The following is a 25,356-nucleotide window of genomic DNA, read 5'->3' on the forward strand; positions in this document are numbered from 1 at the left end:
TTACAATTACTGCACCAATAAATTACACCCGCGGATTTCTGAATTGTCAATGCGACCAAGCACCTCCAGCATTCCGTCTTTTCCAATCCTTCCCAAATCTTGCGTTTCAATAAATGCGCAGGAATGAAAATTAGCAAGGTCAATTATATTAATCCCGCCTTGCGATCGGCCTGACCAGGCAAAGGGATCATTTATATCCCGTATCATAACGCGCATGGTAGCCGGCATGTTATATTTCCCCTCTCCTTTCGAATAGGCTTGAGACATTAATTCAGTCATCCCATATTCTGAATGGATCGCATCAAGCCGAAAAAATTGCTTTAGCCTATCATGAACTTCTTCCCGGATCATTTCCTTCCGGCGTCCCTTCATCCCCCCTGTTTCCATCACTATCAAATTCTCTATCTCCTCAAAATCCCTTCCCGAATCTACCAAATCCAAAAGTGCAAATGTGACCCCGAGTAGTAAAACTCTTCTTTTATCTGACCTCAGTACCTGAAGCTTTTGCATCAAATCCTCCTGATTATACAGGTAAAATCCAGAATGAACAGATTGGGATTTTTTGATAAAATGATCTGCCATCGCCACCAGACTACTTCCCTTTCGCTCTAAATAAGCTGGTAACAAAGCCAAAACATGAAAGTCCTCGATGGATCCATACTCTCTTTCAAAAAGCCTCAGCGAGTGATCCAAGTACCACTTTTCGGACCAGTAATAATGCTTACTGGTAATCATTCCGGTGGTACCCGAACTTGAAAAGAAAGCTTCAAAATTGTCTAAATCCGCAGAAACCACTGGATGATCCTTAAAAAAACGGATCGGTAAAAAAGGAATATTCTCCACCTTATTGATATCAGATGGAATCACGCCAAGTGCATTTAGATACTTATTGTAGACGGGATTTTGAATTGCCTGAAACTGAAAAATCTCCAATGCCAGACTTTCAAAGTCTTTAGGTACAAATTCTTTCAGCTTTTCCGAAAAACTTTTAAAATCCTGCATCGTTTTATAATTTGCATCAATTCGGAATTAAAAACCATTCCGCAACAAAATTAATTCGCCTCATGCGTTTACACAGAATATCGGGAGTTTTCTTTTTGGCTTTTTTAGCAGCCAGTTGCGTCAACCCTCCAGACAACTTTCCTTCCGTGCCTTCTATCAGTTTCGAATCTGTAGAATATGTCTCCACCGCAGGACCTGATTCCCTGATAGTTGGAATAGACTTTCAGGACGCTGAAGGCGACTTGGGTTTATCAGCCACAGACATCAATCCGCCTTTCAATGCATTAAATTATAAAAGAGATGCTGCTGGTAATTTGATTACTTATTCTAATCGGCCACCGGAAGCCCCTACCTACAATCCAATTGATTGGGTGATTGATCCGATTGTCAATAATCAAACCGTGAAAGACACGATTTGGGTGGAGCAAAACCCCAATCAGTACAATATCTTTGTAAAATTCTTCATCAAGCGAAACGGTCAATTCACCGAGTTTAGGTGGGAAGATCCTCCGTTTTTCACCACTTTCAATGGGCGATTCCCGAGAATCCTAACTTCAGAAGATGGACAAGCTGTAGAAGGAAATATTAAATACGCGATGCTTTCCTCAGGTTGGGAATCCATTTTCAGAAATGATACGGTAAGAATTGACGTACAGGTACAGGATCGGCAGCTAAACAGAAGCAACGAGGTATCCACAAGCGAATTTACGCTGAGGCAAATCACTAGAAATCCATAAAAAAAGGGAGGTTTTCAAAAACCTCCCTTTTTATTTTTATTCATTGATTTTAGAACTTTGGAAACTTCTTGGGATTGACCTCATGCATAAGTAGGTAAACTTTCTCAATCACATCCTCTGTACTAGGCTTGGAGAAATAATCTCCATCGGAAGAGTAGGCAGGTCTATGAGCTTTAGCAGAAAGTGTCTGCGGCTCAGAGTCCAAAAACTTAAACAGTTGTTGTTCTTCAATAGCCTGCTGTAGCATGTACGCCGATGCTCCACCCGGTACATCTTCATCAGCAAAAATCACCCGGTTGGTCTTTTTGACAGACTCTCCAATAACTCCAAATCTATCAAATGGAATTAGGGTTTGTACATCGATTACCTCTACATCAATATCCATTTCGGATAATTCCTCAGCGGCTTCCAGTACGATTCGACACATGGAACCATAGGTCACCAAAGTGATATCCTTACCGGAACGCAAAACCTCTGGCTTGCCCATGGGAACCGTATATTCTCCCATATTTTCAGGCATTTTTTCTTTAAGCCTATATCCATTCAGACATTCGATCACGAGTGCAGGGTCATCTGACTGCAGCAAGGTATTATACATGCCTGCAGCTTGAGTCATATTCCGAGGTACACATATAAGCATGCCACGAAGAGCCGAAAGAATCATCCCCATCGGTGAGCCCGCATGCCATACACCTTCCAGTCTATGACCTCTAGTCCTCACAATAAGTGGTGCCTTCTGACCTCCTTTGGTTCTGTATTGAAGTGAAGCCAAATCATCCGAAAGCATCTGAATTCCATATAGGAGATAGTCCAAATACTGAATTTCTGCTACTGGTCTTAGACCTCTTAAAGCAGCTCCAATTCCCTGTCCTACGATGGTACACTCTCTAATCCCCGTATCCGAGACACGAAGATCTCCATATTTAGCTTGCAGGCCTGCAAAAGCTTGATTGACGTCTCCGATTTTTCCGACGTCTTCTCCAAAGGCAAAAAACCTCGGATCATTTTCAAGTTTGTAATCAAAAAATGCCTGCAAAACCTCTCTTCCATCCACAATGGAGGAATCTTCGGAAAACTCAGGTAACCTTTCTGCCACTTTCAAAGCAGACCATTCTGATTGCGAGTAAAGATGACTGCTGTAGCGGTCAAAATTCTTTTCTTGCTGCTGCTGATACCAAGTTTGCAACTTGTTCTTTGCTTCGCTTTGATCAAATCGAAGATTCAAAAGTGCCTTTCTAACCGTGGAGATTACATCTTTACGGATAGGGTTGATTGTTTTTGATAGATCTTGGACTAATTGCTCCAAAACTACCTTTCGATTGCTAGTTTGGGCAGCATCACGAATCAAAGACACTGCTTCTTTTAGCTCATCTTTGATTTCTCCTAAAAAGTCATTCCAAGCAGCTTCCTTCTCTTTTTTGACTTGCGCTTTTGCTTCCGCATCGATCTTATCCAATTCGTCGGCTGAGGCAAGTTCCCGGGAAAGAATATATTCTCTAAACTGCTTGATACAATCCCATTCCTTTTCCCAATCCAATCGTTCTTTGGACTTGTAACGCTCATGGGAACCTGAGGTACTATGCCCTTGCGGCTGGGTCATTTCCTGCACATGAATGAGCACTGGCGCATGTTCTGATCGAGCGATATTCCCAGCTTTTTGAAAAGCATTGAAAAGCGCTTCATAATCCCATCCTTTTACCCGGATGATTTCAAAGCCTTTTTGCTCATCATTTCTCTGAAAACCTTCCAATACTTCAGAAATACTTCCTTTAGTCGTGTGATATTCCTGAGGTACTGATATTCCATACCCATCATCCCAAATAGCCGTAACCATTGGAACCTGCAAAACTCCGGCAGCATTGATGGATTCGAAAAACATCCCTTCAGAAGTAGAGGCATTTCCTATAGTGCCCCATGCCACTTCATTCCCATTGATCGAAAAATCCTTAAATCCTTTTAATCCTTTATTCTCTCGGTACAATTTTGAAGCAAAAGCAAGTCCGAGAAGTTTTGGCATTTGAGCGGCAGTCGGGGAAATATCTGCCGCTGAATTATATCGGTCAGTGAGGGATTTCCAAGATCCGTCATCGTTTAAAGAACGAGTAGCAAAGTGACCATTCATCAATCTGCCCGCAGATGCAGGCTCGGCTTCTACATTGGTGTGCGCATAGAGTTGAGCAAAATATTGCTGAACAGTCAACTCGCCCAATGCGAACATAAAAGTTTGATCTCGATAATAACCAGCTCTAAAGTCACCCTTTTGAAAGGCTCTAGCCATGGCAATCTGTGCGAGTTCTTTACCGTCTCCAAAGATTCCGAATTTAGCTTTCCCCATAAAGACTTCTTTTCTGCCCATAAGGGAAGCATGCCTACTAATGAGTGCGATTCGAAAATCATTTAATACTGCCTCGCGGTCTGCAGTCGAATCTTGAGTCTTTTTTACACTTTTCTCTGCTGTTGCCATTCAATTATTAATCTAGAGTTACTTTGGGTTTTTAAGGTATTTTTCTCAATTACCAAAAATAACCAAATCGATCTGTTTTGCAAATATCTTTAGAATAAAATATCAATCAAAAATTTTGATAAAAGGATTTTAATACGACAAAAACAGAATTTTATTCTGAGTAATCGATTTTACTGATATAAAAATCTAAAAATGAAACCTTCATAATCTTTTATACTCACCTGTTTTTACCAATAATTATTCTCAGAATATTTCACTTCAAAAATTTAAATTTTGAAATTAAATCGATTCATAATTTTAAAAAAAGAATAAAATTCTGATTTCGAAGAATTTTCAAAATCAGACCAAATACTATTCTAAAAATTGCTCTCAAAAGCTTCCTCCTGATTATCTTTGCGCCTCTGTAAATCCAAATAAAACTAGCTATGATTATAGGCGTTCCCAAGGAAATCAAAAACAACGAGAACCGAGTAGCATTGACTCCTGCGGGAGCCAAGGAATTGGTCAAAAGAGGCCATACGGTCTATGTACAGCACACAGCCGGAGAAGGCAGTGGCTTTTCTGACAGCGAATACGAAACTGCAGGAGCAAAAATACTCCCTACCATCGAGGACACCTACGAGATTGCCGAGATGATCATCAAGGTAAAAGAGCCAATTGAGCCTGAGTATGCACTGATCAAAGAGGACCAACTTCTTTTCACTTATTTTCACTTTGCTTCGCATGAGCCTTTGACCAAGGCCATGGTAGATAGCAAGGCAGTTTGTCTTGCCTATGAAACAGTAGAGAAGTCTGACCGAAGTCTTCCACTATTGATCCCGATGTCAGAAGTGGCTGGTAGAATGTCTGTACAAAAAGGTGCCAACTACCTTGAAAAGCCATTGAAAGGACGAGGAATTCTTTTGGGCGGTGTGCCAGGAGTACTTCCTGCAAAAGTCTTAATCCTAGGAGGCGGTATCGTGGGAACGCAAGCCGCATGGATGGCTGCTGGATTAGGAGCTGATGTGACCATCATGGATGTTTCACTTCAGAGAATGAGATATCTGGAAGACGTGATGCCTGCAAATGTCAATACCATGATGTCCAATGAATATAATATTCGCAAAATGATCAAATCTGCAGACTTGATCATCGGGGCAGTATTGATTCCAGGAGCAAAAGCCCCTCACCTGATCACTCGAGATATGCTAAAAGATATGAGACCTGGTACCGTACTTGTCGATGTAGCGGTAGATCAAGGTGGATGTATTGAGACATGTAAGCCAACTACTCACGAGAACCCTACTTTCATTATTGATGATGTCGTACACTACTGCGTTGCAAATATGCCAGGGGCTGTACCTTATACTTCTACCTTAGCCTTGACCAACGCGACCCTACCTTATGCTATTCAACTAGCTGATAAGGGTTGGAAAAAAGCTGCTCAGGAAAATGCCGAATTAATCCCGGGATTGAATGTCATCAACGGAGATATTGTCTACAAAGCTGTAGCTGAGGCATTCGGAATGAACTACGTTCCGGTAGAGAAGTATCTTTAAGAAAAATTAGACTGAACGAAAATCCCCGAAACTCAGGTCTCGGGGATTTTTTTATTTCCAATTCAGGCTACAAAATCTAAATACTGTTTACTGAGCCATTTTTCTTCCAGTGCTAGCTTACACCAGCCTGACTTTTCCTCTGCTATAAATACCTCCTCTGATTTGGGAAGGGTACCAACAATAGAGAAGTTTGTCCCCGGCCCACTTCTTACTCTCAAAACGGATGCATTGACCGTGGCTCGATCTACCGACTCAGTATATCGGCCATAAACCCAATGGGACTGACTTTTGGAAATTTTCAGCCATCCATTGGACTCATCATAAATTCGTAAAACTGCCCCCCGCTCCACGGGTGGTCTATCTGAGGCCTTCGAAGCACTTCCTTTAGGCGCGGTTCTCACATTCAAAATATTTGCAGTAACTACTGCATATTTCATACTTGGGGGAATTGGCGGCAAAGCACCCCCCGTAAGCTCTGCCTGTACCAAGGGAGCAAAATACTTTTGAAAATCTTCCACCTTATTACCTCCGAAAAAATTGGTCCCTGGGCAAGATTTGGTAGAGCCACTACCATTGGTTCGCCTGCCTGTACCCAATTCATACCAATGATGATAAACAATACTAAAAGGATTGATTGGAAGATTGAATTTCCGACAAATGACTGCAGTAGCACGAATGATGGCATTGCGCTGTTCTAGGCGCATTTGATCGCCTCCCTGATCAAAATCCCCCAAATGTTCAAAACAGATTGAATGCTGATTGGCACCATAAATACAGGCTGGAGTAGCTTCGAGCGATCTGCCAGTTAGGATAGTACCATCTGGGAAAATGGTGAAATGCTGACCGATATCACTCCATCCATTGGCCCCCACGTGATGATTTTTCATAGCGAGCTGCCGCTCAAAATGATTACTCCCATCGAAGTGATCATAATTAGGCACCCAGGTATGGTGCTGCTGCACACTCAAAATAGTTCGCGCGATGTGCTTACTATTCATCCACGCCTCAAACTCGCCAATGGTCATTTTCAAAAATCCATACTTTGATTCCATAATGCTTTTGATTTAAAAGATTTCAAAGAATTAACATTCAGGAAGATACAAAAAATCAAAATAGAATCAGACTCCAAAAATCAATTCATACTTGCCCACCAAATCAGGCGGATACCAAAACCTATCATGATGAGTCCGACTACCTTATTTAAAATTTGCATTAATCGAGGAGTGACTAAATGAGCGAGCTTTTTGGCTATAAATGCTTTCAGCAAATCAATACTAAAAACCGTAATTAAGATGCCAGAATAATATAAAAGGATGTCCGATGTGCCCCAAGTTGATTTTAGATAGACCAAGCTCGCAATCGAAATCCAAAAAAGTAGAACAAAGGGATTGACCCCATTGATGCTAAAGCCCTTGGCAAAGGCAGTTCGTTTTTTGATTTTAGAAATACTGAGCCCACCTGTACTGGGTCGATCTGCTCGTTTTTTCACGAGAGAAATCAGCCCAAAACCAATCAATATCAATCCTCCCACATAGCCAAGAACTTGCTCAAATAGCGTCGTATCAGCCAAAAAACGAATTCCAAAATAGGTAACAATCACATAAATCGAGTCACTTGCCAAAATTCCCAAAGCAAGTACTGCCGTTCGCCTAAAGCCATGCTCCAAGCTATTCTGAATCAGGGTAAAAAAAACAGGTCCTATCATTGCGGATAGAACCAAGCCCATGCTTATTCCCTCAATCAGCGCTGCATTCAAAGCTTATCTCCTTTCTCATGGATGAATTGCTGCCAGGCCTCCGATTTCTCACCTTTCAAAACTCTCGGAAATTTATTCTGACCACCCTCTTTACCCTGAAGGCGCATCCATTCATAAAAAGTCTCACTTGGCAATATTTTGACAATCACTTCTCGCAAGGCATGATTCCGCTCTACGGCATAGTCATCATTAAGCTCTTTCAAAAAGCGGTCAAGCAGGGATGTAAGCTTTTGCTCGTCCACCTGATCATCAGTCCCTATATACCAATGATGGGCGAAAAGACTTCCATGAGGCTGACCCAAAACTGTAAATTCCTTTACTCGAATATCGAGCTCTGAGGCGGTCATTTCTACCGCACGATTCATATTATCCACAGAAAGGTGCTCTCCACAAAGACTTAAAAAATGTTTGGTTCTACCCGTGATAATAATTTCACTCTCCTCTTTGGAAACAAATCGCACAGTATCCCCTATCAAATATCTCCAAGCACCCGCACAGGTAGAAATAAGCAAGGCATAATCAATTCCCTCCTGAATCTGATCAATTTTAAAGGTTTGAGCAGTGGCTCGGATATGGCCGTCTTCATCGAAATTTTCCTCATTGAATGGGACAAACTCATAAAAGATCCCATTATTCAATACCAATCGCATGGACTTTCGTCCAGGCAATGCTTGAAAAGCTAAAAAGCCCTCGGAGGCCAAATAGGTTTCGATGTAAGTAAGTGGTTTGCCAAGTAATTTTTCAAAGCCTTTTTTGTATGGCTCAAAGGAAACACCTCCATGAACGAAAATCTGGAGATTAGGCCAAATGTCATGAATGGTCTCTACTTGGTATTGGGCAATTATTTTTTCAATCAAAATCTGCAGCCAAGCCGGAACCCCTACAATAATTCCTATATCCCAATTCGGGGCCTTTTCCACGATCTGATCAAGCTTGTCTCCCCAATTTCGATTTTTGGATATTTTCTTGCCGGGCTTGTAAAAGCGCTGAAACCAAATCGGCAATTTACCTGCAGTAATCCCACTCAAATCTCCGGAAAAGTAGGTTCCGTTAAATTCCAAATCGGTACTCCCCCCAAGCATCAATATACCTTTCGTAAGCAATGAGTTTGGAAGATCATATTTGGATAAGGTCAAGATCTGCCTCACCCCTGTTCTACGGATAGCTTTGACCATTTCCTTCGTAATCGGAATGTACTTAGACGTAGCACCTGAAGTACCTGAACTAAGCGCAAAATATTTGACCTTACCAGGCCAGGTGACGTTTTTCTTTCCTTCTAATAACTCAAACCACCATTCCTCGTAGATCTTGTCATAGTCATAGATGGGAACTTGCGCTTTGTATCGATCATAGTACTCGTCATTATGCTGCCGAAACCTTCGAAGAATCGCGGCAAAATCATACCTTTCGCCTATGGCTGTTCGAGTACCTTGAATCAGAAGTTTCTTCAACTCCCTTCGCTGAAGCTCCATCGGCCGGGAATATTCCTGTTCTAAACTTTCCCTAAGCCTTATGCCTTTTTTTAGTAAAGTACTGATGATCGCCATATCTTTGTCTGGGCTGATTTTCTTAAAAAACTGATCTAAAAATAGAAAATGGATATCAAAGCAAATCTAGAAGTAGTAAAAAATTCATTCATAAATCCAGATTGCCAGCTGGTCTCTGTCAGCAAAACCAAGCCGGTAGAATTGCTCATGGAGGCCTACGATGCCGGGGTGAGGGATTTTGGAGAAAATAAGGTCCAGGAAATCCAAGAAAAACAACCTCAGATGCCCTCAGACGTGCGTTGGCACATGATTGGACATTTGCAGAGAAATAAGGTAAAATACATCGCTGAATTTGTCCATCTGATTCATGGCGTGGATTCGTTCCGCCTTCTGAGAGAGATCGAAAAACAAGGCAAAAAAGTAAACCGAAAAATCCCAGTTTTGCTACAAATCCACATTGCAGAAGAAGAAAGCAAGTTTGGTTTTGACAGGGAAGAGCTGTTTGAAATGCTAGAAAATGAGGATTTCAAAAAGTTTCAGCACGTACACATCCTCGGATTAATGGGGATGGCGACTTTTACGGAGAACTCTGATCAAGTTCGAAAGGAATTCAGGTCATTAAAATCTCTTTTCGAAGAATTGAAGGAAAAAGCACTCCCTGATTTTGTGGAAATGCAGGAGCTTTCCATGGGAATGAGTGGAGACTATCAGATCGCTCAGGAGGAAGGCAGCACCATGGTGCGAATAGGTTCGGCAATTTTTGGAGCAAGAAACACGCATTGATATGAACGGAAAACAAATCATTCAATTAGCAGCCATTTTGGGTGCATTAGCCGTAGGAATCGGCGCCTTTGGAGCGCATGGCTTGGAGGCCAGACTAATAGAAAATGGCAGACTTGACACCTTTGAAACAGCTGTAAAGTATCATTTCTATCACTCATTAGGCGTTTTCCTGGTGGGGATTTTGGCCCTGATCAAGCCTGATTGGCGTGGGCTAAGCTTCTCTGCCATCAATCTGAGTATAGGAATACTAATTTTCTCCGGTTCGCTCTATTTATTATCCATCACGGGAATCACCTGGCTGGGGGCGATTACCCCTATCGGAGGAGTTGCTTTTATAAGTGGCTGGCTGGGTTTATTTTGGGCCATGACCAAAAATAAAAACTGATGACGAAGAGTTACTTTTTGACCTTTTTACTCATTGGATCGCTCCTTTTCTCCCATTTCTCATTTGGGCAATTATCCAGAGAGGAATACGAAAAATTAGAGCAATCCTTAGGACAAACCAGCTTCTTTGGAGGGCATTTGACAGGATTTATGCTCTATGATCTAGACTCTCAGCAAGTCCTCTACGAAAAAAACTCCCAAATCCATTTTACTCCCGCCTCCACCACCAAGCTTTTCACGCTATTTGCGAGCATTCTGGTCCTGAATGACTCTACTCAGACATTTCGATATGTGAGCAAAGGTGATACCCTGCAGATTTGGGGAGCGGGCGATCCAAGTTGGGATTATTTAGATCTTCCCCAGCCTGACTTTGATTCCTTTTTTGAGCCATACGCTGCTATAGCCTTTTCAGATGCTAATCTCCGATCCACTCCCTTCGGTGCGGGCTGGCAATGGGATGATTATCTGTATTATTTCTCCGCAGAGCGAAGCAGCTTGCCCATCCATGGAAACTTGCTAAAAGTATTTCCCGGAAGATCCAACCCTCGCGTTTTTCCGTCACGTTTTCAGTCAATGGTGTCCACGACCAATCGGGATATCAGGGATTTGGAAAGGGACTTTCACAGCAACCAATTTTATTACAATCCAAAATCCTACCGAGGTCGGGAAGATTACCTTCCACTTCTTACCTCTCCCGAACTTTTTGTGTCATTAGCAAGTGATGCCACTGGCAAAACCTGGATTTATAGCCCTGACAGTCTACCCGAAAATCATCAGCTTTGGCGTGGAGCAGCACTTTTCCCTATTCTAAAAGAGATGATGCTGGAAAGTGATAATTTCCTCGCCGAACAGTTGATGTTTATGGTCTCTGATCGACTTTTTGGAGAAATCGATACCGAAAGGGCTATCGAATATATAACTGAAAGCTTCCTAACAGACCTTCCGGATGAACCCATTTGGGTGGATGGAAGTGGGCTAAGCCGATATAATCTATTCACGCCTAGGACGATGGTCGGGCTTTTCGAAAAACTCTATCGGGTCGTCCCGGATCAAATGCTTTTCGAGCTTTTGCCGACAGGCGGAGTATCGGGCACCATCGAGAATGAATACAAGGCAGAAACCCCATATATCTTCGCCAAAACTGGAACGATGAGCAATAATCATAGCCTTGTAGGGCTTATCCGCGGAAAAAGTGGAAGATATTTTGCTTTTGCTTTTATGAATTCAAATTATCCTTGGAAGGCTTCCCTTGTCAGAAGGGAAATGGAAAAGGTACTCAGTAGCCTTAGGGACATGCTTTGAGTTACTGATGAATATTCGCTAGATTCAATTTCACGATATATACAATGAACAAAAGATCTTTTTTAAAAACCGCCTTTCTGACGGCGGCAAGTATGCCTTTCCTGGGCTTTGATTCAAAATCCAGGCAAAAAATGATTCTTCCCAAAGCCTTGTCCAAGGGTGACACGGTGGGACTAATCAGTCCATCAGCTGCCACTTCTGACCGCATGCAATTTACTTTTGCAAAAGAAGCCATGGAAGCTTTAGGATTACAAGTCAAATTGGGAGAGAATCTGAAAAACAGAAGGGGCCATCTGGCAGGAAGTGATGCGGAACGCGCTAGCGACTTAAATTCGATGTTTGCTGACCCTGAAATCAAAGCAATTATTTGTATCCGAGGTGGTTCGGGTGCTGCCAGAATCTTACCTCTGATAGACTATGATCTGATCCGCAAAAACCCAAAAATACTTCTTGGCTACTCGGATATTACCGCTCTGCATCAAGCAATTTACGCCCAGACAGGCCTGATTACCTTTCACGGACCCAATGGAACAGGATCTTGGAACAGCTTTAATGTGGAGCAGTTTGAGCGGCTTTTTTTCCAGCAAGAGCAAATGCTTTTTGAAAACCAACAAGTGCAGGGGGATGATTTAGTCATCAAATCCAACCGAATCCAAACGCTTCAATCAGGAATCGTTCAGGGAAAAATTCTTGGAGGAAATTTAACCGTCCTGACAGCCCTTTCAGGCACCCCTTATTATACAGATTTCGAGGATGCTATTTTATTTATCGAAGATATTGGAGAAGATCCATACAGAATTGACCGGATGATGAGCACCCTGAAACTGAATGGCACCCTGCAGAAGATCAAAGGATTTATTTTCGGTCAATGCAGCGATTGTGAACCCAGCGGAGGGTATGGAAGCCTGACAGTTGACCAAGTCTTGGACGATTATGTTTTGCCTCTGAATATCCCTTCCTATTCAGGAGCGATGATTGGACACGTAGCCAAGCAATTTATCGTCCCTCATGGTGCCAAGGTAGAAATGAACGCAGATTTGGGTACCTTTAAGCTGATCGAAAATATATTTGATGCATCATGAAAATCGCATTGCTCACAGGTTTGATTCTAGCTTTTGCAGCCTGTAATCCCTCAGGTCCAAAAAGTAACGAAAATGATTTTGCCCCTATGAGAACACCAATTAAAACCTACCTGGCACTGGGAGACAGTTATACCATTGGCGAAGGAGTAGATGAAGCAGACCGATACCCAAATCAATTGGTCAAAAAACTCAATCAGGAAACTGCTCATCAATGGCTCGAGGCTGAGATCATTGCCAAAACAGGTTGGACCGTAGATGAATTGGACAAGGGAATAGATGAAGCAGGCCCGACAGGAGAGCCTTACGACTTGGTTACATTATTGATTGGAGTCAATAATCAATACCGGGGAAGATCAGTCGATGAATATCGGGTAGAGTTTGAGCAGATGCTTCTCAGAGCCATTGGGTATGCCGGCAATCTGCCCAACCATGTAATCGTCCTTTCCATTCCAGATTGGGGAATCACGCCATTTGCTACCAACCGAGGGACAGACAAGGCTAAAGTAGCGGCAGAAATCGATGCTTATAATGCTGCAAAACGCTCTATTTGTGGAAAATACGGGATTAAATTCATCGATATTACCGAGGATTATAGAGCTGTGGGTGATCAGCCAGAAATGCTCGCTGAAGACAATCTGCACCCTAGCGGAGAGATTTACACGCGTTGGACTGATTTGCTATTTGAGCAAGTAAAAACCATTTATCCTGCCCCATGATGAAGCTTCTTGCACTAGCTGCTTTTATTACAATACTTTCTGCCTGCCAAAATCAACCCGAAGGTCAGGTAGAAACTTGGTGGATTAATTCTGCTAAAGTTGAATGCATGGGTGTTGGTCCCATGAGCTGCTTACAAATATCCAAAGAAGAAGCGCTAGATCGGGATAGCTGGCAGCTATTCTATTCTTCAATCGAGGGATTTGAATATGAGCCGGGTTTCATTTACAGGATTAGGGTTGAAATCAGCGATAAGGCAGAACCTATCCCAGCCGATGCATCTTCTAAAAACTTCAAACTGCTAGAAATCATGAGCAAGGAAATGGACCCTGCATTGCGAATAACCAATATTTGGAAAGTCATAGAAGTAGGAGATTTCCAAAAACCGAAAGGCTTTAAAAATGAGGAAGCTTTAACCTTTGAATTTAATGCTTCCGCAAAGACCTATTTTGGTAATATGGGTTGTAATTCCGTGAGAGGCCAAATCAAAGAGAATGATGGAGAAAACCTCACCTTAGGACCGGGAGCAAGCACCATGATGGCCTGTCCGGATATGAGTGTAGAAAATGCTATCAGCAAAGCCCTGATTGACACAAGAAAATACAAAATCGAAAACCGTGAACTTCATTTAATGAATGAAGCGGATGAAATTTTGATGAAGCTTTTAGCCGTTGATTAGCCGAAAAAATCTCATTCTGGCAGAAAAGGGATAAAACCCCGCTCCTCACATTTTGCAACTGTTTTGTGCAAAGCCGGTGGCTTTCATTATTTTTAAATCACCATTGCCAAAAGCTCAAAAAACCCATGAAAATCATCTGCATCGGCCGAAACTATGCGGCTCATATCGAAGAACTCAAGAATGAAAAACCGGGAAACCCTGTCGTTTTTCTCAAGCCTGATACTGCTTTATTGAAAAATGGAGCTCCTTTTTACTATCCGGATTTTTCGAAAAATATCCATCACGAAGCCGAGTTGGTCTTGAAAATTTCGAAAGAAGGAAAGTATATCCAGAAAAAATTTGCACATCGATATTTTGAGGAAATTGGATTAGGAATTGATTTTACTGCTAGAGACCTTCAGGAGCAGTGTAAGTCGAAAGGACTGCCTTGGGAAATTGCCAAAGCATTTAATGGATCGGCTCCGATTGGAGATTTTGTCTCGGTAGAAAATATTGCTGATTTGAATGATATTTCATTTCACCTGACGATAAATGGTGAAGTCAGACAAGAAGGAAATACATCCATGATGCTTTTTGATTTTGGTACAATCATCGAATATATTTCTCAGTTTTTCACGTTGAAGAAAGGTGATCTCATCTACACAGGAACGCCCGCAGGAGTAGGCCCGGTGAAAATTGGAGATCGATTGGAAGGATATCTTGGAGAACAAAAACTACTGGACTTTGAAGTCAAATAAAGCCGCGCTTTTTCTCGTCTTTTTATTTCTTTTCCCGCTTTCGGATTCTTGGTCCCAAGGAGTCATTCGGGACTATTTTCGCTCACCGGTCAAGCCCGGTGGGAGAAACTATCTTTCCGGTAATTTCGCAGAGCTTCGTCCCAATCATTTCCACACAGGATTGGATTATAAGTTTGGTGGTGTAGAGGGAGAACCCATCTATGCAGCTGCAGATGGCTGGGTACATCGGATCAAAATATCCACCTATGGCTATGGAAATGTGATTTACCTGAAGCACCCAACCGGGCACATTACCCTTTATGGGCACTTGCGAAACTTCAATGATAAGCTTCATCGCTTTATCATAGGAAAAATGTACGAGCAGCAGGTGAACGAGCTGGAGCTTTACTTAGAACCCGGAGAACTCCCGGTGAAAAAAGGCGAACAGATCGCCAATGGTGGAAATACAGGTAGTTCGGGAGGTCCTCACCTGCATTTTGAGATCAGGGACAGCTTAGACCGGGCGATGGATCCGCTACTGTTTGGATTTCCAGAAATCATCGATCGAATTCCACCTACTGCGCAGACCCTAGCCTTAGTACCCTTGGGAATCGACTCTCGAATCAATGGAAAGTATGAAAGAAAAGAGTTTTCGCTAGTCAACCGTGTAGGGAATTTTACTATTCCTGAACCGATAGCAGTAACAGGAAGTATCGGAGTGGAAATCAGAAGCTATGACCAACTTGACGGAGCAAGCAACCGAAATGGATTTCCTCATTTTGAAATCTGGAAGGAGGATTCCCTAGAACTAGCCCTGACTGTGGATAAGGTTGATTTCAACTTCACCCGGCAATTTTTACTTCACACTCATCAAAATCGCTTTACCAAACTCTATTTTCAGCCTGACCTGAAATATGATTACATCTATCCGAAACTTCCCACTGCAGGCTATCTAGAACCAAAAATTGGAGAGCGTGCATCCTACCAAATTCGATTGAGAGATGCTTTAGGCAATCAGCGCAATATTGATTTCACCCTGCTGGGAAAAGATCAAGAATTCATCGTTGACCTCCCTTCCCCTCCCTCCCGAGCGCAAGTAGATTACATAGGTAAAATGCTCAAAATAACTGCTCCTGTGAGTAATTTGGGCGGATTAGCCCAATTCTACGTGGGAAATCGAATCTTTGAAATGTTGCCTGCCTATCAGGATGAACAGACGCGGGTTTATCTATGGGATATGCGTTTTGGCATTCCTGATGAAATCGATATTTGCTCCGAATTGATCAAACCTGAAGTCAAAGCGCAAATTCCAGTTGGGGAAGAAAAGCTTTTTGCAGAAAAATCTATTCAGATAGCTTTTGATAGAAATACCCTACTCGAAGATTTGTATCTGCGAATCAGCCAAAACGCTTCCTCCACCAATCCTCAATTACAAATTAACGATGGGGATGAGTATCTCTGGAATTCGATGGAAGTGCTGTGGAATATTTCAGGTGGGAATTGGGACAAAAAGCGAACTCATGTCTATCAAATAAGCAGCAGCGGGCGAAAGTCTTTTGTGGGTGGTTCTTGGGAAGATTCATCCATTCGATTTAGAACAAGAAATTTTGGTACTTTTACCCTTGCTGAAGATCAAACAGGCCCGAGCATTCGCCCGGTACGAATAAGTCGGGATGAAATTCGGTTTACCATTCGAGATGATCTCTCGGGAATTGCCAGCTTTGAAGCCAAGGTAAACGGAGAATGGGTTTTGATGCGATATGAGCACAAAAAGTCCCTGATTTGGTCAGAAACTTTAGACAAACAACCGCTCCAAGGAGCAGTTATACTGAGGGTCACCGATCAGGCTGGAAATGTCAGCGAATGGAAAGGGACCATTTCATAAATGTTTTACTTTAACTATTGAGACTATGTTACTAGAAGTAGGCCAAATGGCACCAGATTTTGAAGCGAAAATTGAAAGTGGAGAAACCATCAAACTTTCTGATTTCAAGGGTAAAAAAGTCATCCTTTATTTTTATCCCAAAGACAACACCCCCGGCTGTACTGCTCAAGCCTGCAACCTTCGAGATAATTATGAAGCTTTGCAAAAAGCCGGCTACGTAGTTTTGGGAATCAGTTCGGATTCTGAAAAATCACATCAGAAGTTCATCGAGAAGCAATCTTTGCCTTTCTCACTCATCGCAGATGAAGACAAAACAGTTCATGAACTTTACGGAACATGGGTAGAAAAGTCCATGTACGGCAGAAAATATATGGGTACTGCCCGAACCACTTTTGTCATCGATGAAGAAGGAAAAATCGAAGAAATCATCGAAAAAGTAAAAACCAAAGATCACACGGCTCAAATCATTAAATAACCTATAACCCAGCCTAATGGAAAAACAATCAATCGAACAACTCCAAAAAATCTGTACCCAACTACGAAGAGATGTACTTCGTATGGTCCATGCAGTACAATCCGGGCACCCCGGTGCACCTCTTGGATGTGCGGAATTCTTTGTCTCTCTCTATTTCGATATCCTGAGACATGATCCTAATTTCAACATGGATGGAAAAGATGAAGACCTTTTCTTCTTATCCAATGGACACCTGTCGGCAGGTTGGTATTCTGTGCTGGCTAGAAGTGGATATTTCCCGGTAGAGGAGCTGAAAACCTTCCGGAAAATCAACTCCCGACTCCAAGGTCACCCCGCTACAGAGGAAGGTCTACCTGGGATTCGAGTAGCTTCAGGCTCACTAGGCCAGGGGCTTTCAGTAGCTCTTGGTGCAGCACAAGCAAAAAAGCTGAACGGAGATGATAAGCTAGTGTATATTCTTTTAGGAGACGGGGAATTGCAGGAAGGTCAAGTATGGGAGGCTGCCATGTATGCAGCACATTACGGAGTCGATAATTTGATTGCCACGATTGATTACAATGGGCAGCAAATCGACGGACCTACGGAGAAAGTCATGGATCTCAAAAACCTCAAGGCCAAATGGGAAGCTTTTGGTTGGGAAGTGAATGAGATCAAAGATGGAAATAATCTTGAAGCGGTTTTAGAAGGCCTGAAAAAAGCCAAATCCCTCAGTGGGAAAGGCAAGCCAGTCATGAACCTCCTCTACACCGAAATGGGCTATGGAGTGGACTTTATGGTAGGCACGCACAAGTGGCACGGTTCACCACCAAGTGATGAGCAGCTTGCTGATGCCTTAGGCCAACTCGAGGAAACCCTCGGTGATTATTAAACACTCCCAAACTTGAAGAAAATGAGCTTAGATTTAAAATTCACTTATACAGAAAAAAAAGATACGCGTTCCGGTTTTGGTGACGGTTTTCTAGAAGCAGGAAGAAAAAACCCTAATATAGTTGGTCTTTGTGCTGACCTCATCGGTTCACTTAAGATGGGCGCTTTTCAAAAAGAATTTCCAGATCGGTTTTTCCAAACTGGTATTGCTGAAGCAAATATGATTGGCCTGGCAGCAGGTATGACTATTGGCGGGAAGATTCCTTTTGCTGGGACATTCGCCAACTTTGCCACCGGGCGTGTCTACGATCAAATCCGTCAATCCGTAGCCTATTCAGACAAAAATGTCAAGATCTGTGCCTCGCACGCAGGTTTGACCTTGGGAGAAGATGGAGCTACCCATCAGATTTTGGAAGATTTGGGCATGATGAAAATGCTTCCTCACATGACTGTGATCAACCCTTGCGACTACAATCAAACCAAGGCAGCGACCTTGGCGATTGCTGAGCATGAGGGACCGGTTTACCTGAGATTTGGACGACCAAGCTGGCCAATCTTTACTCCAGCAGATCAGAAGTTTGAGATCGGAAAGGCCTGGAAAATGATCGATGGAAAAGATGTGACCATTTTCGCCACAGGACACTTGGTCTGGGAGGCAGTTGTAGCAGAGGCGATGCTTCGAGAAGAAGGAATCCACGCTGAAGTCATCAATATTCACACGATCAAGCCTTTGGATGAAGAAGCCATCTTGGAATCGGTGAAAAAGACCGGTTGCGCAGTATCCGCCGAAGAGCATCAAATCAACGGAGGCTTAGGTGACAGTATCGCTCAGACCTTAAGCCGACACAATCCTGCTCCTTTGGAATATGTGGGCGTGAACGACAGCTTTGGAGAGTCAGGCACTCCTACTCAGTTACTTGAAAAATATGGCTTGAATGCGGAAAACATCGTGAAGGCTGCGAAAAGAGCTTTGGCGAGGAAATAACAACAAACATTTGAGTGCGCCGTGGCGTACTCGAATGTTTATTAATCAATTTCAAGACCATCGGAGTTACTAAAAATCCCAAAGTTCGGTCTATCAATTATCCTGCTTCTTACGAAGCAGGATTTTTTATTTTCACCAACTCATGCTTTCTGAAAGGGATAACCCATCGAAATTCTTTATGATTTCTAACATTCCGGTCACTCTCATTCTCAATTCAGATTCCATAAAAAAAATTGTATCTTAGGTAGACACCAAAAAATCTAAACTATGCCAAACTACGAAGCCACACTAGTCGAAACGCTACAAAAAGTCCGAAAAGAAGGTTATACGGAAGACTTCAATATTCGCTTTGATAGCATTATTTGTGGTGATGTTTGTCTTTTACCACAGGAATTTGAAGTAGATAAAACCTATCGTTTCGAAGGTCAAAGCAATCCCGCTGATGAAGCTATTCTTTACACCATTTCTTCAAAGGACGGAAAAATCAAAGGAGTTTTGATCAATTCATATGGCACTTACGCTGATGATCTTACAGCCGACATGATTAAAAAACTTCAATGATTGGAGAAAAATCCCTTCACCTCCCTTCCCTTGGGCAGATTCATCTTGCTCCTATTCAGATTTCTGATCAAGGAAAGCTATATGAATTGATGGGGAAAGTCTATCGGGATGCCTATCAACCGATTTGGACAGATGGAGGAGCTTGGTATGTGGACCTCATTTACGGAAGGGAGACTTTGGAAAAAGAGCTTAAAAGAGAGCGATCCCATTATTTTTTTATTGAAGTAGAAGGACAAAGAGCGGGAGTTTTCAAATACGACTTTCCCTTTTCCCCAAGAGAAACACCCATCCCAAGCGCTATGAAAATACATCGATTGTACTTGGATTCCCGATATCACGGGACTGGCTTAGCCAAGCTTCTGATGGATTATGCAGAAAAGATCGCAAGGGGAAACAAACTTGAAAATATATGGCTTGAGGCAATGAGCTGTCAGCCTCAGGCAAAGCGCTTTTATGAAAAATGCGGCTTTGAAGTGGTACATTCATACCAGTTGGACTTTGAAAGAATCTACCCGGAATTTCGGGAGATTCTGATAATGCGAAAAAAGCTTACCAATTAATTATTTAAATTGATTATCCATTTCTCTTTTATCTGAAATACGCAGCTAATGAAAAGTTTATTGCAAACCTTGTTTTCCTGCTCACTAGCCCTATTTTTTTGTGCCTGTCAAAATGAAAAATCAAACACAATTATTTCACAAAAGGCAGGCTTTGTACATTTTGATTTTAACCCTCGCCAAGAAGAATTAGCTGGTGAAGAATTGGTAGGTGTCTATTTTATGCCTTCTTGGAATACCTCACCGGATCCCAATGTGGACCGGGATAGCTTTTGGTCTTGCATCCAAGACCCGAAAAACTGTGCGAGCCTGCAAAACCCGGGGATTTGGGGACCCAAAGGCAGAATCTACAATACCAGATATCCTTACGAGGGACCTTATCTTGACCGCAAACCTATCAAAGAACTCAAAGGCTTTTACAAACGAACTGATCCCGAAGTAGCTCGAAAGCAACTTCAATACATGAAAGAATACGGGATTGACTTTTTTGCCTATGATTGGTTCTTTGGAAGAAACTACTATTACCATCTTTATTTCGGTCCGCAGTCAAAGATTTACTACCCTGAGGGCTGGAAAATAGACCCAAATCGGGATGGCCGCGTCGCCGTACCGGGCTTGGTAGAATGGGGCGATCAGCTTGAGGTCCTTCTCGCCGAGAATGCCAAGCTTCCTAAAGAAAAACAGATGAAATGGGCGGTCAATTGGTGCGATGATAGTCATGAGCGCTGGATGGCTTGGTTGAAAATCGGCTCGCCGGATGAACTTGCCCGGAAGGCAAACTACGAAGGCGAAAAGCCCGATCGGGAGCTTTATCTCCAAGTGCATGACAAAATCACCCAGCTTTGGATCGATCAGTATTTTGGCCGGGGTGACTACCTGCGTGCTGAAGATGGTAGACCGGTAGTCTATTTTTATTTTCCGCAGGATGCCGAATCGAGAGCAGCATTTTATGGCTTAAGCTTAAAAGACCTCTTAGATCGCTCTCAGGCTATTGCAAAAAAAGCAAAACTTCCCGGCATAAAGTTTATTGCCGTCACAGCTGGCCCGATGCTGGAGCGCGAGAGAGCCTATGGATTACCTACACAGTGGAAAGCTAAAAATCCAAACAGACCATGGGAAGGCGGGGAATACCAAAAAAAGATGCTTCTTCAGGAGTACGTCCCAAGGCTAAAATCCATGGGCTTTGAGGGGATGACTGCTTATGTCTACCACAACTTTTTGGAAAAGGACAACCGATCCTACGCCGATATGCGCGAGACTTACCGAGGTCATTGGAATATGTGGAGTGAAAAATTCAAATCAGACTCGAATTTCGAGTATCAAGTTCCGGTGGCCATGGGATGGGATATGCGTCCGGCAGGTGGAACTTGGCCACAGCAGACAGGCTTCCCATCCGAACCTTACAAGGATCGTGTTCACAGCACCAAAAGCACTTTCCGAGATAAGCTAAAAGAAGCCGTAGCAGTATCCCAAAAATATCGTGCTTCAAATGGTAAAACCATCATGATTTGCTGCTGGAATGAATATCTGGAAGGCAACTATATCGAGCCAACCGAAGGACATGGGTTTGATTATTTGGAAGCCATTCAGGAGGTGTTTGAGAAATAAGAATTTTACTGAAAGCCTCTATTTCAATTCCAATTCCTCCACATTCGTAGATTCTATTCCACGGATTTGTTCGAATCGATTGATCATTTCTTGGAGCTTTTCAGGATTTGATTCAGCAAGATTTCGCTCTTGAGATAAATCCTCCGCTAGATTGTAAAGCTGGTATTCAGGAGAATTCCCAAGTTCTATATTGACTTGATTTTGGACTGCAGGTCCGGAATAAGGTGGAATCATGACCCAATTCCCTTTTCGAAAAGCAGTCCTACTGGTAGCTTCCAATACAAATTCATCCCTTCCCCGATCTGTTTTCCCCAAAAAAACATCCAGCAGATTCTCACTATCCTGTCCAAAATTTTCAGCACCGACTAAGGTTCCTAGGGATGCCATCAAGTCAATTTGAGTCACAAGAGCGGAAGAAGTTTTAGGTTCTATCTTTCCTTTCCAATAGACCGCAAAAGGCACCCGTGTTCCTGCCTCAAAGAGACTATACTTCCCGCCTCTGAGGGGACCTGCGGGAGTATGATCGCCGATTTTCTCCACAGCATCATCATAATACCCGTCATTCAAGACAGGCCCATTATCACTGCTCAAAACGATTAAGGTGTTTTCTAGAATTCCCATTTCCTCCAAGTGGTCTATAAACTCTCCCACCATCCAATCTGCTTCCAAAATCGCATCGCCTCTAGGACCCATGCTGGATGCCCCTACAAAACGAGGATGAGGTGTCCGTGGCACATGAGGTTGTTGTAGTGCATAGTATAAAAAGAAGGGCTGATCTAGCTTAGATCCTTGATCGACAAATTCCTTAGCCTTCTCCAAGAAATGGTCTGCCATGTCCACATCACTCCATTTGGCAGCTTCACCACCTTTCATAAAACCAATCCGGGGGACACCATTCACAATACTGTTATTATGCCCATGATGCCATTTCATTTCAACCAGTTCTGGATGGGTCAAGGCTGTCGGTTCTCCAGGAAAATTTTCCTCATAACTCACCTCAATCGGATCATTCGGATCAAGGTTCACTACATTTCCATTCTCAATATAAACCGTGGGAACGCGATCCTGCGTGGCAGCAAGAATGTATGAATAATCAAAGCCTACCTCGTTTGGTCCCGGGCTAATTTTTTTATTCCAATCTACCGATCCAGAACCAAGACCCAAATGCCATTTGCCCACTATACCTGTTTGATATCCCTGATCTTGAAGCATTTTTGGCAGCGTGTACTGAGCTGTATCAATTAAGAGAGGTGCAGTCCCGGGGAGTATTTTGGCATTTTGATTTCTCCAGGGATATACTCCGGTGAGTAAAGCATAGCGACTGGGTGTACAAGTAGCAGAAGATGCGTAGCCATTGGTAAACTTTACCCCGCCATTTACCAGCCGATCCAAATTGGGTGTGGAGAGTGTCCCTGATTCATAGGCACTGACATCACCATAGCCCAAATCGTCGAAATAAATGATCACGATATTGGGCCTAGCAAGCTCAGAAGAGTCTTCTTTTTGCTTTTCGTTACAAGAGAATAAAATACTAATCAGAAGACCAAAAAAGACAGTTCGATAACTCATAGCAAAATAGGGTGGTAGAAGAGCACAATTTATTAAAAATCAGGATAGAAAAAATTGAATGCTCATATGGGAGCAAGCCCATTCACATTAAAAGCTTTCGGGTTTTTCAAATTCAGTATTTTTTAGCTTTTCTTTGTTGCAAACCATAGAGCCCATGTTCTTCTACCTCTCCCAGTTTCTCAGTTTTCTAGCCATGCCGCTGACAATTGTGATAATTCTGATCGTTGGAGGAGTAATATTTATCAAAAGAAAATGGGGTAAAAAGTTGCTTTGGGCAGGAATCGGGCTTTTACTCTTTTTCACCAATCCCTTCCTATCCAATTTAGCTTTATTGGCTTGGGAGCCTGATTTCAAGTCTTTTGAGGAAATTGAAAACCGTGAAATCGGCATCGTCCTTACTGGCGTCACCAATCTGAGCAAGACAGCCTACGATCGTACCTTTTTCAACAAAGGCGCTGACCGAATCACTCATGCCCTCCAACTCTACCGCATGGGCAAGATCAAAAAGATCCTGATCACCGGTGGACAGGGTCTCAATCCAGTTAACCCCCAATCTGAGGCTGAATTGCTAAAACGCTTTTTGCTGATGACTGGCATGCCCGAATCCGATATTTTAATCGAAGATCAAAGTAAAAATACCGCCCAAAACGCCCAGTTCACGAAGACTTTTTTGGAGAAAAATGGAATCTCCACTAGTCAGGAGTTTGTATTGATCACTTCAGCCTTTCACATGTACCGAGCTAAAGGTTGCTTTGATCAAGTAGGTTTGAATACGGTGACTTTTCCAACAGATTACTATTCGCATGATATCAAGTACGACATACCGTCCTTGCTTTTCCCAGACCCATATTCTTTGGAATATTGGACGAAGCTTTTCAAAGAGTGGATTGGAATCATCGTTTACAAACTGGTAGGCTATATGTAAGTAAAAATTGTGAAATGGAATTGTAATTTCTTTTAATTTAATACGTACTTTACGTAACGCAAAGCACATAACGCAAAGTACGTAATAAGGAAATTTAGAAAGCATGAAAGAACCATTCAATCCATTCGTAATCAACACCTATCAGGGAAAAGAGTATTTCTGTGATCGAGAAAACGATCTAAAAAAACTTATTTCTCATATAGAAAATGACAGAAATGTGGTGCTTTACGCATGGAGAAGATTAGGAAAATCAGCACTTATTCATAGACTTTTTGATGAATTAGAGTCTTCAAATAATTACGAGACACTCTACATTGACCTACTCGCGACGCAAAATATAGACGAAGCTATTCAAAGCATATCAGCTGCGATATATGAAAAGTATGGGAAAACAAGCAAGGGAATCAGCGCAAGTATTCAGAAACTGCTTGCTTCGATAGGAGCGACAATAAGCTTCAATCCTATATCAGGAACTCCAGAACTAACGCTTGGAATAAACAAATCCAAGCAACCACACCAATCTTTAGCTTCTTTGGGCGAATTTCTGATTGCAAGAAAAAAAAGAATTGTTATAGCTATCGATGAGTTTCAGCAAATTAACGATTACGAGGGAACAAAAGCCGAAGCGATATTTCGATCATGGGTGCAGCAAATTCCTGATGTACGGTTTATATTCAGTGGAAGCCACCGCACGCTGATGGAAGCTATGTTCACAGAGAAGAAGAGGCCATTCTATCAGAGTTCGATGCTTGAATCTTTACAGCCCATATCTTTAGAAGCTTATTCTCAATTCATAACCCAGCAATTTCAAGCTGCCAAAAAAGTAATCGATTTAGATACCATTGAGAAGATATACACATGGAGTCGCGGTCAAACGTATACAATACAGTTAGTTTGCAATCACCTTTTTGCTAACTACAAGAAAGTAACAAAAAAAGATGTTGATACTGTGCTTAACCAAATTCTAGTTCAACAGCAAGCGATTTATGCCAATTTCCAAAAAATGCTTACTCGGACACAATGGAATGTATTTCGGGCTGTAGCCAAAGAGGAACCGCTTAAAAACCCACTAAGTAAAGACTTTCTTCAAAAGCACAATCTTGGCGCGGCTAGTACTGTAAGCACTAGTTTGAAAGCCTTGGAAAAATTAGAACTGGTGATCAAAGACGAAGGAAATTATTTGGTACACGAAGTTCAACTGGCAAGATGGATGGCGAAACTATAATCATCTTGTACATGATGATTTCTCTCCAAAAGATGCTTAGCATCAACTTAACAGA

General features: G+C 42.4%; 24 protein-coding genes. 18 read left to right on the forward strand and 6 right to left on the reverse strand.

Features of this window, described 5'->3' with window-relative positions; genetic code table 11:
- Positions 1 to 6: 6 nt before the first annotated feature.
- Complete coding sequence (locus CDH51_RS04790; protein ID WP_100627480.1) at positions 7 to 1,002, reverse strand: acyl transferase; 996 nt, start codon at positions 1,000 to 1,002, stop codon at positions 7 to 9.
- 62 nt (positions 1,003 to 1,064) lie between these two features.
- Here CDH51_RS04790 and CDH51_RS04795 point away from each other — a divergent pair, with 62 nt between their 5' ends.
- Complete coding sequence (locus CDH51_RS04795; protein ID WP_100627820.1) at positions 1,065 to 1,739, forward strand: hypothetical protein; 675 nt, start codon at positions 1,065 to 1,067, stop codon at positions 1,737 to 1,739.
- Positions 1,740 to 1,788: 49 nt separating this feature from the next.
- Here CDH51_RS04795 and CDH51_RS04800 read toward each other — a convergent pair whose 3' ends face one another.
- Entirely contained in the window at positions 1,789 to 4,203 is a 2,415-nt protein-coding gene (locus tag CDH51_RS04800; protein WP_100627481.1) for an alpha-ketoacid dehydrogenase subunit alpha/beta, read from the reverse strand.
- 425 nt (positions 4,204 to 4,628) lie between these two features.
- Here CDH51_RS04800 and ald point away from each other — a divergent pair, with 425 nt between their 5' ends.
- Positions 4,629 to 5,741 (forward strand): alanine dehydrogenase, encoded by a 1,113-nt coding sequence (gene ald / locus CDH51_RS04805; protein WP_100627482.1) that lies wholly within the window; start codon positions 4,629 to 4,631, stop codon positions 5,739 to 5,741.
- Between the two features lie 62 nt (positions 5,742 to 5,803).
- Here the strand turns inward: ald and CDH51_RS04810 are convergent, their stop codons facing one another.
- The 3 genes from CDH51_RS04810 to CDH51_RS04820 all read right to left on the reverse strand — a co-directional run bounded on the left by CDH51_RS04810 (position 5,804) and on the right by CDH51_RS04820 (position 9,044).
- The gene (locus tag CDH51_RS04810) at positions 5,804 to 6,793 is read right to left on the reverse strand and encodes an SH3 domain-containing protein (protein WP_100627483.1); all 990 of its coding nucleotides are present in this window, start codon (positions 6,791 to 6,793) and stop codon (positions 5,804 to 5,806) included.
- Positions 6,794 to 6,873: 80 nt separating this feature from the next.
- Positions 6,874 to 7,497, reverse strand: a complete 624-nt coding sequence (locus CDH51_RS04815; RefSeq protein WP_100627484.1) for a LysE family translocator — start codon at positions 7,495 to 7,497, stop codon at positions 6,874 to 6,876.
- A complete protein-coding gene (locus CDH51_RS04820) occupies positions 7,494 to 9,044 on the reverse strand; it encodes a GH3 family domain-containing protein (protein WP_100627485.1) in 1,551 nt (516 codons plus the stop codon). Before CDH51_RS04820 ends, CDH51_RS04815 begins: the two co-directional genes overlap by 4 nt.
- Positions 9,045 to 9,092: 48 nt before the next feature.
- Between CDH51_RS04820 and CDH51_RS04825 the strand changes: the two genes are divergently transcribed.
- The 14 genes from CDH51_RS04825 to CDH51_RS04890 all read left to right on the forward strand — a co-directional run bounded on the left by CDH51_RS04825 (position 9,093) and on the right by CDH51_RS04890 (position 21,582).
- A complete protein-coding gene (locus CDH51_RS04825) occupies positions 9,093 to 9,767 on the forward strand; it encodes a YggS family pyridoxal phosphate-dependent enzyme (protein ID WP_100627486.1) in 675 nt (224 codons plus the stop codon).
- Between the two features lies 1 nt (position 9,768).
- On the forward strand, positions 9,769 to 10,152 hold the full coding sequence (locus tag CDH51_RS04830; RefSeq protein ID WP_035482954.1) for a DUF423 domain-containing protein: 384 nt from the start codon (positions 9,769 to 9,771) through the stop codon (positions 10,150 to 10,152).
- The gene (locus tag CDH51_RS04835) at positions 10,152 to 11,453 is read left to right on the forward strand and encodes a D-alanyl-D-alanine carboxypeptidase (protein ID WP_100627487.1); all 1,302 of its coding nucleotides are present in this window, start codon (positions 10,152 to 10,154) and stop codon (positions 11,451 to 11,453) included. Before CDH51_RS04830 ends, CDH51_RS04835 begins: the two co-directional genes overlap by 1 nt.
- 44 nt (positions 11,454 to 11,497) lie before the next feature.
- Positions 11,498 to 12,535 (forward strand): S66 peptidase family protein, encoded by a 1,038-nt coding sequence (locus tag CDH51_RS04840; RefSeq protein ID WP_100627488.1) that lies wholly within the window; start codon positions 11,498 to 11,500, stop codon positions 12,533 to 12,535.
- Positions 12,532 to 13,251, forward strand: a complete 720-nt coding sequence (locus tag CDH51_RS04845) for an SGNH/GDSL hydrolase family protein (protein WP_232724744.1) — start codon at positions 12,532 to 12,534, stop codon at positions 13,249 to 13,251. The genes CDH51_RS04840 and CDH51_RS04845 overlap by 4 nt, the downstream gene beginning before the upstream one ends.
- Positions 13,248 to 13,928 (forward strand): DUF4377 domain-containing protein, encoded by a 681-nt coding sequence (locus CDH51_RS04850; protein ID WP_100627489.1) that lies wholly within the window; start codon positions 13,248 to 13,250, stop codon positions 13,926 to 13,928. Before CDH51_RS04845 ends, CDH51_RS04850 begins: the two co-directional genes overlap by 4 nt.
- 125 nt (positions 13,929 to 14,053) lie before the next feature.
- Entirely contained in the window at positions 14,054 to 14,665 is a 612-nt protein-coding gene (locus CDH51_RS04855; RefSeq protein WP_100627490.1) for a fumarylacetoacetate hydrolase family protein, read from the forward strand.
- Positions 14,652 to 16,529, forward strand: coding sequence for a M23 family metallopeptidase (locus CDH51_RS04860; RefSeq protein WP_232724745.1), 1,878 nt, complete (start codon positions 14,652 to 14,654; stop codon positions 16,527 to 16,529). The genes CDH51_RS04855 and CDH51_RS04860 overlap by 14 nt, the downstream gene beginning before the upstream one ends.
- 25 nt (positions 16,530 to 16,554) lie before the next feature.
- Positions 16,555 to 17,004 carry a thioredoxin-dependent thiol peroxidase gene (gene bcp / locus CDH51_RS04865; protein ID WP_100627491.1) on the forward strand — a complete coding sequence of 150 codons (450 nt, stop codon included), beginning with the start codon at positions 16,555 to 16,557 and terminating at the stop codon, positions 17,002 to 17,004.
- Positions 17,005 to 17,020: 16 nt separating this feature from the next.
- The gene (locus tag CDH51_RS04870; RefSeq protein WP_024281809.1) at positions 17,021 to 17,872 is read left to right on the forward strand and encodes a transketolase; all 852 of its coding nucleotides are present in this window, start codon (positions 17,021 to 17,023) and stop codon (positions 17,870 to 17,872) included.
- 21 nt (positions 17,873 to 17,893) lie between these two features.
- The gene (locus CDH51_RS04875) at positions 17,894 to 18,856 is read left to right on the forward strand and encodes a transketolase family protein (RefSeq protein ID WP_100627492.1); all 963 of its coding nucleotides are present in this window, start codon (positions 17,894 to 17,896) and stop codon (positions 18,854 to 18,856) included.
- Between the two features lie 267 nt (positions 18,857 to 19,123).
- On the forward strand, positions 19,124 to 19,417 hold the full coding sequence (locus tag CDH51_RS04880; protein WP_100627493.1) for a phosphoribosylpyrophosphate synthetase: 294 nt from the start codon (positions 19,124 to 19,126) through the stop codon (positions 19,415 to 19,417).
- On the forward strand, positions 19,414 to 19,977 hold the full coding sequence (locus CDH51_RS04885) for a GNAT family N-acetyltransferase (RefSeq protein WP_100627494.1): 564 nt from the start codon (positions 19,414 to 19,416) through the stop codon (positions 19,975 to 19,977). The genes CDH51_RS04880 and CDH51_RS04885 overlap by 4 nt, the downstream gene beginning before the upstream one ends.
- 48 nt (positions 19,978 to 20,025) lie before the next feature.
- Positions 20,026 to 21,582, forward strand: a complete 1,557-nt coding sequence (locus CDH51_RS04890; RefSeq protein WP_100627495.1) for a glycoside hydrolase family 99-like domain-containing protein — start codon at positions 20,026 to 20,028, stop codon at positions 21,580 to 21,582.
- Positions 21,583 to 21,600: 18 nt separating this feature from the next.
- On the opposite strand, the gene CDH51_RS04895 is transcribed toward CDH51_RS04890, so the two are convergent.
- Entirely contained in the window at positions 21,601 to 23,151 is a 1,551-nt protein-coding gene (locus tag CDH51_RS04895; protein ID WP_100627496.1) for a sulfatase family protein, read from the reverse strand.
- Positions 23,152 to 23,305: 154 nt separating this feature from the next.
- Here CDH51_RS04895 and CDH51_RS04900 point away from each other — a divergent pair, with 154 nt between their 5' ends.
- The gene (locus CDH51_RS04900) at positions 23,306 to 24,076 is read left to right on the forward strand and encodes a YdcF family protein (RefSeq protein WP_100627497.1); all 771 of its coding nucleotides are present in this window, start codon (positions 23,306 to 23,308) and stop codon (positions 24,074 to 24,076) included.
- A gap of 103 nt (positions 24,077 to 24,179) precedes the next feature.
- The gene (locus CDH51_RS04905; protein ID WP_100627498.1) at positions 24,180 to 25,301 is read left to right on the forward strand and encodes an AAA family ATPase; all 1,122 of its coding nucleotides are present in this window, start codon (positions 24,180 to 24,182) and stop codon (positions 25,299 to 25,301) included.
- Positions 25,302 to 25,356: the final 55 nt, after the last annotated feature.

Origin of the sequence: Algoriphagus formosus (assembly GCF_002807035.1) — a bacterium.
Taxonomy (GTDB): domain Bacteria; phylum Bacteroidota; class Bacteroidia; order Cytophagales; family Cyclobacteriaceae; genus Algoriphagus; species Algoriphagus formosus.